Here is a 9,009-nt window from a genome sequence, read left to right on the forward strand (position 1 = left end):
CTGAGGTGAGTGTTGTGGAAAGAGAAAATATGGTCAAGTCCGTCAGCAGGGCGCTGGATATAATTACATTGATCAGCCTGAAAAAAAACGGTCTAGGCGTTACGGAAATTGCGAATCAGATAGACATCAACAAAAGCTCTGTCTATCGTATTCTATCTACCCTTGTTCAGTACGGATATATAGAGCAGGACACTGAAACCGGCAAGTACAAATTAGGGTATAAGTTCCTTGAGATCAGTTCAAAGCTGCTTGAATCAATTGATTTGCGTGCAGAAGCAAGGCCTTTTCTGCAGGAGCTTGAAAATGAAACAAATGAAGTCATTCATTTAGTCGTTTATGATCAGGGAGAGGTTGTGTACATCGAGAAGCTTGAGGGCAATGAGACATTAAGGATGCATTCGAAAGTCGGGAAACGCGCTCCCATGCATTGCACATCAGTCGGCAAAGCCATTCTGGCTCATCTGCCTTCAAGCATTGTTTTTGATATTCTTGAAAGAAAAGGGATGCCGGTCCATACAGATAAAACCATAACGGATAAAGACGAATTCATGAAAGAATTGGGGCAGGTTAGACAAAAAGGATATGCCCTGGATCTGGAAGAAAATGAATACGGGATTACGTGTGTTGCCGTTCCTATTTTTGACCACCTTGGCAAGGTTATTGCAGCAGTCAGTATTTCAGGACCAACCATAAGGATGACAGATGATAGGCTTGATGCATTAAAATCCATAATGGTAAAGACAGGAAAAGATATTTCCACACGTCTGGGCAATTTTAGCTGAATCAATTAATAATTAGCTCGATATATCTTGATAAAAAGATATATTGGGCTAATTTTTTTGTATATACATACAAATATTTTTGTGCGAATACATAGATTTAATTTTCAAAATATTATTGAAATTATGAATAATGTTTGTATAATGTAAATAAGCCTATCAACATGTTCTATAACAAAACCATTATAGTTATATAACATGTTTCGCTGTCCGCAACAAAATGCAATCATTGTTCGCTATTACAAAACAAAGGGGGAAACGTAATTTGAGTACTGGAATGTTAGCTTTATTATCTTTATTGCCGATTATTGCAGTTGCAGTATTTCTTGTCGGATTGAGATGGCCGGCAAGTAAGGCGATGCCAATCTCATACCTTGTAGCAGTAGTTCTTGCTCTATTTGTATGGAAAGTTTCAGGGGCCAAAGTTGCCGCTGCATCCATCAATGGGCTGGTTGTTGCCGGAACACTACTTTACATTATTTTCGGCGCTATTCTGCTCCTGAATACCCTTCAGGAAAGCGGCGGATTAAAAACTATCCGTCAGGGATTTACGGATATATCAGCTGACCGCCGTATACAAGTGATTATTATAGCCTGGCTGTTTGGTTCTTTCATTGAAGGCGCATCCGGGTTTGGTACTCCAGCGGCAGTAGCTGTTCCGCTGTTAGTTGGACTTGGCTTTCCGGCTATGGCCGCAGTTATTGCCGGAATGGTCATTCAGAGTACACCGGTGTCATTCGGTGCTGTAGGGACACCTATGCTTGTCGGCGTTCAGACCGGTTTATCCGGCAATGCGAGCCTTACAGATAACCTGCTTGGATTGGTAACTCAAATCGCCGGACAAGTAGCCATTCTCCACATGATTGCGGGAACATTGATTCCTTTATTTGTTGTAGCTCTAATGACAAGGTTTTTCGGCAAAAATAAATCATTTACAGAAGGGATTAAAGTCTGGAAGTTTGCACTTTTTGCAGCTTTTGCCATGACAATCCCTTATGTTATTGTCGCAAATGTCCTTGGACCTGAATTCCCATCAATGATCGGGGGATTAGCTGGTTTAGCAATTGTTGTTTTTGCAGCTAAAAAAGGCTTTCTTATGCCGCCAAAGGATCAGGTTTGGGATTTTGAAGAGAAATCCAAGTGGGATCCTGAATGGACTGGCAAGCTTGAAATCAAAGCTGTTGCTCACAAAAGCGGAAGCATGAGCATGATGCGTGCCTGGACTCCTTATGTTTTAGTTGGCCTTTTCTTAGTCTTATCGAGGCTGAAATCGCTTCCATTTTTAGAGTGGCTTCAGGCGTGGACGGTCAAATTTGAAAACATTTTCGATTCCGGCATCACTTCAAGCTTCCAGCCGCTGTATTTGCCGGGTACGATTTTTATACTTGTATCTGTTATCACTTATTTTATCCATGGAATGAATTCCAGTTCATACAAAAAAGCCTGGGCAGATTCGGGAAAGACCACTGTAGCTGCTTCAACAGCTTTAATTTTCACAGTTCCGATGGTACAGGTATTTATCAACACCGGAGGGGGAGAAGCAGGCTATAATCAGATGCCGATCGAGCTCGCGAATGGTGCTGCGGCTCTTGCGGGAGAATTCTGGCCGTTCTTTGCCACCTTCATTGGGGGTCTTGGAGCCTTTATTGCCGGAAGTAATACCGTCAGTAATATGATGTTTGCCTTATTCCAGTATGATGTCGGCTCACAGATCGGGGTCGATGCAACCTGGATTGTAGCCCTTCAGGCAGTCGGAGGCGCAGCTGGAAACATGATTTGTGTGCATAACGTTGTTGCTGCATCAGCTGTTGTGGGACTTGTTGGAAAAGAAGGTGCTGTCATCCGTAAAACGTTGTTCCCATTCTTCTACTATGCTTTGCTGGCAGGATCTGTAGGTTACTCGATTGTCTGGTATTCGCAAAAAGGGATATTCAATATCGGTTCCTTCATTGCAGTTGCCATTGCAGTTGCAGCTGTTTATATAATTGCAACAAATAACAGGCGTTCCAACATGATTTTGCCTCCGCCCCCGGTGAATGTGAAATCTGCTAAATAAATAAGAATTCTTTAACTGGTTTAGCCCTTTGGCTGAACCAGTTTTTCTTTTTAAAATTTTTTTATTTTCCTCTTCTCTTTTCCAATTACTTGTAATATAATCTAACTGTGTTAACTGTACTAGGAATCATAGTACACTGCATACAGATGGGAGGGCAAGCATGTTTGAATTGGATGTAAGGAGCCGAAAACCTATATATGAACAGCTGGTTGAGCGGCTTAAAGAGCTGATCATCACAGAGGTCTTAACAGCAGATGAACAGCTGCCTTCCGTTCGCACGCTGGCCCAGCAGCTGACGATCAATCCTAATACCATTCAGAAGGCATATAGGGAACTTGAGTCCCAGGGCTATATTTATTCCATAAAAGGGAAGGGCAGTTTTGTCAGTGCAGCGACACCCAATCTGAACAGCGAAAAAATAGAACAAGTGAAAAATGAACTTTCAAAGCTTTTATCAGAAGCTTTATACCTTGGAATCACAAAAAATGAATTATACAAGCTCATACAGGAAATAGAAGCAGCTATAGGGGGAGGGATAGAAGATGATCAAAATCCGTAATGTGCGAAAATCTTTTGAGGAGATGGATGCTGTCGAAGATGTCTGCATCGAAGTGAATAAAGGGTCCATATACGGCTTGCTTGGATCCAATGGAGCCGGAAAGACAACACTTTTAAAGCTGTTGGCAGGCATTTATGCAGAGGATGAAGGAAGCATTGCCATTGACGGCCAGCCGGTGTTCGAAAACCCGCAAATGAAAAATAAGATCTTTTTTATTCAGGATCATCCCTATTTTCTGCCTCAATATACCGTTAAGCAGATGGCGCAATTCTATAAAAATATTTACAGCAAGTGGGATGAAGATCGCTTTGAAGATCTGGCTGCCATTTTTGAAATGGATATACATAAAAAGATTCATAGATTTTCCAAAGGCATTCAGCGTCAGGCTGCTTTTATCCTTGCTTTGTCTGCCAGGCCGGAAGTGTTAATTTTGGATGAGCCTATGGACGGGCTTGATCCCGTAATGAGGAAGAAAGTGAAAAGCCTGCTGATTGATGAGGTTGCTGAAAGGGAAATGACCATTCTTATTTCCTCTCATAATCTTCGCGAAGTTGAAGATCTATGTGATTTTGTTGGCATTATGCATAATGGGCGGATGATTCTGGAAAAAGATCTTGATGACCTTAAAACAGATACTCATAAAATTCAGGTTGCCTTTAAAGGATCTGTACCAGTCATTTTCGACCCGCTGAAAATCCTTTATAAAGAAAAAAGAGGCAGCATCATGATCTGCATTGTAAAGGGAGATGCGAAGGAAATATCGTCATATGTAGAACAGTTTAAACCAGTGATATTCGATATGCTTCCCCTGACATTAGAGGAGATTTTCATTTATGAAATGGGGGACATTGGATATGCAGTCCAAAACATCCTTGATTAAAAAGGAAATTATAAAAACGATCTTCAGAAGTATCGGCTGGATTTCCATTTTATATTTTCTCGGTCTGTTCTTTGCCATTCCTCTTGATATCATAATGAATTCTTCAGAGGAACAGCGGAAATTCCTGGACATCGACAATCTGTTTCAATACAGCTTCCAGCTGCAAATTATATTTAGTATATCAGTACCGGTGGCCTTGTCTGTGTTCTTATTCAGGTATACACAGGTAAAACAATATAGCGATTTGATGCACAGTCTGCCGGTTAAAAGGGAGTCCATTTTCCATCAATATGCTTTAACAGGAATCATGTTCTTAATTTTGCCGGTTTTACTCATTGCTTTGATTGTCCTGGTTCTTTACCAGCCAATGAATTTGCAGGATTTTTATTCAATGGGGGAGATCCTCAATTGGGTGGGCATCACGATTTTATTTAATATTGTAATTTACCTTGCAGGTGTTTCTGTGGGAATGCTGACGGGATTATCTGCGGTACAGGGTGCCTTAACCTATATCTTTCTCCTGCTCCCTGTTGGACTGATCATTTTAGTTTCTATTAATTTGCCTTTCTATTTATTCGGCTTTCCTGGCCAATATTACATGGAAAGCAAATTAGAAAAGTTCTCTCCTTTGATTGCATTTACGCAAATGAATATACGCACACCGTCAATTGTGGAGACTGCCGTTTATCTCATACTTATTGTGTCTTTGTATTTTCTTGGCTTGCAGATCTATAAAAGGAGAAAAATGGAGGCCGTTTCCCACGCGCTTGTTTTTCCTATAACAAAGCCCATTTTCAAATTTGGTGTAACGTTTTGCACGATGCTTCTTGGGGGCGGTTATTTCGGTGAGATGCAGGGCGGAACGAGCTGGATAATAGCGGGATATGTGTTTGGAGCGTTGATTGGATATGCAGCGGCCGAAATGGTTCTTCAGAAATCATGGCGAGTGACTATTCATGTAAAAGGATTGATGGTCTATACAGCCATAATGGCGGCTTTATTCCTCTTATTCCAATTTGACTTGACTCAGTATGAAAAAAGCATACCGAGGGGAAATGAAATTGAGCGGGTTCATTTCAGCGAGAGTTTTCACCTTTATAATGATATTGATCATGAGCAGCCGCTATATTTAAAAGAATACGAGAATATTGATTTGGTCAGAAGGTTTCATGAAAAGCTTGTAAAGGATGAAAACAGACAGGCGCAGGTTTCTGGCCGCGGTTCCGTTTTTATTGTGTATGAACTTAAGAATGGCGAAAAGCTGATCCGCAATTACAGCATTAACAAAAGGGAATATAAGCCATTTCTTAAGCTGATTTATGAATCGGATGAATATAAAATGGCAACAAATGAAATCTATCAGGTATCAGCAGATGATACTATGAAAATCACGATTACCCCGTCCGGGCCAGTTTCAAAACGTGCTGTCATTACAGATAAAGAAGAACTAAAAGAAGCTGTTGAGCTATTGACTGAGGAAGTGGATGCTGCTTCTTATGAGGAGCTTCAGGGAATTAACGAGCCATATGCGCATATTGAAATTTATTATAATGACAGCAATAAAGCTTATATGAGCTGGAATCGTTCTTATACCAGATTTGAGAAATGGCTGGAAGAAAAGTCATTGCTGAATGATGCAAAAGTGAATAGCAATGATATATCGTATGCACTGGCTGTAAAAGCGGAGGATATCGATATCAACTTTGCGGCAGGGTACTCTTATGATGAAGTTTTTGAAGAGATGAATGACAGCAAAACCTCCATCAAAATTACGGATAAGGAACAAATAGAAAGCGGTTTGAGGAATTCAAACGGATACATTGAAGGAGACTACATTATTGCCTTCTATTTTGATGAACAAAGATCAATTGATATTAAGAGCTTTACTGAAAAAACAGTGCCGGATTTTATAAAAGAACGGTTTCAATAATTCGGGAGAAGTTTACAGGAGAGGGGGATTACAGTGAAAAAACCTTCAATGGATATGAGGGAAATCTGCAGACTCTACAATAAGCGGCTTTATCATATTGCTTACAGCATAACCAGGGATCATTATCTGGCGCAGGATGTGGTACAGGAAACACTGATCAAGGCTTATAAAAAAATGGACAGCATAGATGATCAGGATAAGCTGGGATCATGGTTATCATCAATAGCGACCAGAACCGCAATAGATTTTGTGCGAAAAGAAAGAAGGACTAATGAGAGGATACAGGATTCCGTTGATTTTGAAAACTGCATGCAAAGCAGGTACAGCGATACCGGGCAGGAAGCAGAGATCAATATGCTTCAGGAGCAGATATACGCTTATGTGGATTCACTCTCCTATGAACAAAAAAGGGTTTTCCTGCTTAAAACAAAGCATGGACTGAAGGAAAGAGAAATAGCGGACCTTCTCCATCTCAACCCAAACACTGTCAAAACAAAACTATATCGGGTCAGACAGCATCTGAGAGAAATTCTTGTGGATCGGAATTTGGCATAGAAAAACAGCTTCTGAAAAGGAGCTGTTTTTTGTGCAATGACAAGAATTGATAATTAATCAGCCATTCAGCAGGAAAATCACCTTTGCAAATGGAAATGACTTCATAGAAAACCTGATTAATAATAGGAGGTTCATTATGGAATTGAAAGAATGCAGAGCTATAATTACGGGTGGTGCTTCGGGGCTTGGGGAGGCGACAGTGAGAAAAATAGCCGGATGCGGAGGGAAGGTCCTTATTGCAGATTTGGCGGAAGATCGGGCGGCACATCTAATCAGGGAACTGGGTGAAAATGTTCTTTTTATGAAAACGGATGTTACAAAAGAAGAAGACGTACAGAGGGCAGTGGCCTTTGCTTCTGAACAATTTGGCAGCATTAATACTGCAGTTAACTGCGCCGGCATCGGAATTGCCGCAAAGCTGCTGGGCCGAAAAGGCGTCCATTCTCTGGACGTGTTCCAAAACGTCATTATGATAAATCTGATTGGGACTTTTAATGTCATTCGTCTGGCTGCAGAACAAATGGTAAAGAATGACCCGAATGAAGAAGGAGAAAGAGGTGTGATTATTAATACGGCTTCAGTCGCAGCATTTGAAGGACAAATTGGCCAGGCAGCCTATAGTGCATCCAAAGGCGGAGTGGTTGGCATGACCCTGCCGATCGCCAGGGAGCTTTCGGGTTATGGGATTCGTGTAATGACGATTGCCCCTGGATTGTTTAACACTCCCATGTTTGAATCACTGCCTCAGGAGGCGAGGGATTCATTGGGGAAAATGGTGCCTTTTCCTTCAAGGCTTGGATATCCTGAGGAGTATGCCAGACTGGCTGAAAGTATATTAGTGAATCCGATGCTGAATGGAGAGACGATCAGGCTGGATGGGGGCATCCGAATGCAGGCGAAGTAACTCAGTGAACCTTGAAAGAAAGGTTTTTCTGAAAAATGAATTTTAAATGTTCTAAAAATATAGTTAATAATTGTACAATATAATTGTAAGCCTTTACAAAGGCAATAGATAATACTTTGTGTTATGCCAAAAAAATTTTAGTTTCGGAGGTTCATAGTATGGCTGCGACATACCTGCAGGAAGAGCATGAAATTTTTAGAGAATCTCTGCGAAAGTTCTTAGAGAAAGAAGCCTATCCGAACTATGACAAATGGGAAGCGGATAGAATCATTCCCCGTGAGTTTTGGCGCAAGATGGGGGAGCAGGGTTTTTTATGCCCTGATATTGAAGAAAAGTATGGCGGAAGCAATGTTGATTGGGGCTTCTCAGTCATTATCAATGAAGAACTTGAACGGGTTGGCTCAGGGATGGTGGGAATTGGGCTCCACAATGATATCGTCGTCCCATACATTACTGCTTATGGAACTGATGAACAAAAGGAAAGGTGGCTGTCGAAGTGTGCTGCGGGTGAAATCATTACAGCAATCGCCATGACCGAACCTGGCGCCGGCTCTGATTTAGCAGGCATCAGAACGACTGCAAGGCTTGATGGGGACCATTACATAGTGAATGGCGAAAAGACCTTTATTACCAACGGAATTCATTCCGATTTAATCATCATAGCCTGTAAAACAGACCCCCATGCAGTCCCCCGGCATAAAGGCGTCAGCCTGCTTGCGGTCGAGAGGGGAACAGATGGGTTTTCAAGAGGGAGGAAATTAAACAAGGTCGGTCTTCATTGTCAGGATACGGCAGAGTTAGTTTTCGAAGATTGCAGGGTTCCGAAAGAAAATCTGTTCGGTGAAGAAGGAAAAGGTTTTCTATATTTAATGGATAAGCTGCAGCAGGAAAGGCTTGTCGTGGCAATTGCTGCTCAGGTAGCTGCCGAAGTAATGCTTAGTTTAACAATAAATTATGTAAAGAATCGCGACGCATTCGGAAAACCGGTCAGCCAGTTTCAGAACACTCAATTTAAAATAGCCGAAATGGCAACAGATATTGAGATGGGAAGGGTATTTCTTGATCAACTGATCACAGAGCATATGGCAGGAATAAATGTAGTTACAAAGGTCTCCATGGCGAAATGGAAGCTGACAGAAAATGCCCGCAAGATTGCAGCTGAATGCATGCAGCTTCATGGCGGCTATGGCTATATGGAAGAATACGAGATTGCAAGGAGGTTCAGAGATATACCAGTCGCCAGCATATATGCAGGCACAAATGAAATCATGAAAACGATCATTGCGAAGAACATGGGTTTATCGCAGTCTAACGGGCAGTAAGACCCCCACATCAAGACTCAGAGG

The 9,009-nt window shown here is 41.6% G+C and carries 8 protein-coding genes; all 8 read left to right on the plus strand.

Features of this window, described 5'->3' with window-relative positions:
• The first annotated feature begins 14 nt into the window (after positions 1-14).
• The 8 genes from CHI10_RS16745 to CHI10_RS16780 all read left to right on the plus strand — a co-directional run bounded on the left by CHI10_RS16745 (position 15) and on the right by CHI10_RS16780 (position 8,985).
• Positions 15-782, plus strand: a complete 768-nt coding sequence (locus CHI10_RS16745) for an IclR family transcriptional regulator (protein ID WP_095245370.1) — start codon at positions 15-17, stop codon at positions 780-782.
• Between the two features lie 262 nt (positions 783-1,044).
• Positions 1,045-2,835, plus strand: coding sequence for an L-lactate permease (locus CHI10_RS16750; RefSeq protein ID WP_095245362.1), 1,791 nt, complete (start codon positions 1,045-1,047; stop codon positions 2,833-2,835).
• A 160-nt stretch (positions 2,836-2,995) separates the two neighbouring features.
• A complete protein-coding gene (locus tag CHI10_RS16755; protein ID WP_095245363.1) occupies positions 2,996-3,394 on the plus strand; it encodes a GntR family transcriptional regulator in 399 nt (132 codons plus the stop codon).
• Positions 3,378-4,274, plus strand: a complete 897-nt coding sequence (locus tag CHI10_RS16760; RefSeq protein ID WP_095245364.1) for an ABC transporter ATP-binding protein — start codon at positions 3,378-3,380, stop codon at positions 4,272-4,274. Before CHI10_RS16755 ends, CHI10_RS16760 begins: the two co-directional genes overlap by 17 nt.
• Positions 4,228-6,204, plus strand: a complete 1,977-nt coding sequence (locus CHI10_RS16765) for a DUF6449 domain-containing protein (protein ID WP_095245365.1) — start codon at positions 4,228-4,230, stop codon at positions 6,202-6,204. Before CHI10_RS16760 ends, CHI10_RS16765 begins: the two co-directional genes overlap by 47 nt.
• A gap of 33 nt (positions 6,205-6,237) precedes the next feature.
• Positions 6,238-6,759, plus strand: a complete 522-nt coding sequence (locus CHI10_RS16770) for an RNA polymerase sigma factor (protein WP_286137428.1) — start codon at positions 6,238-6,240, stop codon at positions 6,757-6,759.
• A gap of 136 nt (positions 6,760-6,895) precedes the next feature.
• A complete protein-coding gene (locus CHI10_RS16775) occupies positions 6,896-7,663 on the plus strand; it encodes a 3-hydroxyacyl-CoA dehydrogenase (protein ID WP_095245366.1) in 768 nt (255 codons plus the stop codon).
• A 158-nt stretch (positions 7,664-7,821) separates the two neighbouring features.
• Positions 7,822-8,985: an acyl-CoA dehydrogenase family protein gene (locus CHI10_RS16780; RefSeq protein ID WP_095245367.1), complete on the plus strand. Its 1,164-nt coding sequence runs from the start codon at positions 7,822-7,824 to the stop codon at positions 8,983-8,985.
• The last annotated feature ends 24 nt before the right edge of the window (positions 8,986-9,009 follow it).

The organism is Bacillus sp. 7894-2 (assembly GCF_002272225.1).
Classification (GTDB): Bacteria; Bacillota; Bacilli; order Bacillales; family Cytobacillaceae; genus Cytobacillus.

Excerpts from the sequence above, each read along its gene's own strand:
- CHI10_RS16755 (WP_095245363.1), top strand. The coding sequence starts at position 2,996 with ATGTTTGAATTGGATGTAAGGAGCCGAAAACCTATATATGAACAGCTG.
- CHI10_RS16760 (WP_095245364.1), top strand. The coding sequence starts at position 3,378 with ATGATCAAAATCCGTAATGTGCGAAAATCTTTTGAGGAGATGGATGCT.
- CHI10_RS16765 (WP_095245365.1), top strand. The coding sequence starts at position 4,228 with ATGAAATGGGGGACATTGGATATGCAGTCCAAAACATCCTTGATTAAA.
- CHI10_RS16775 (WP_095245366.1), top strand. The coding sequence starts at position 6,896 with ATGGAATTGAAAGAATGCAGAGCTATAATTACGGGTGGTGCTTCGGGG.
- CHI10_RS16780 (WP_095245367.1), top strand. The coding sequence starts at position 7,822 with ATGGCTGCGACATACCTGCAGGAAGAGCATGAAATTTTTAGAGAATCT.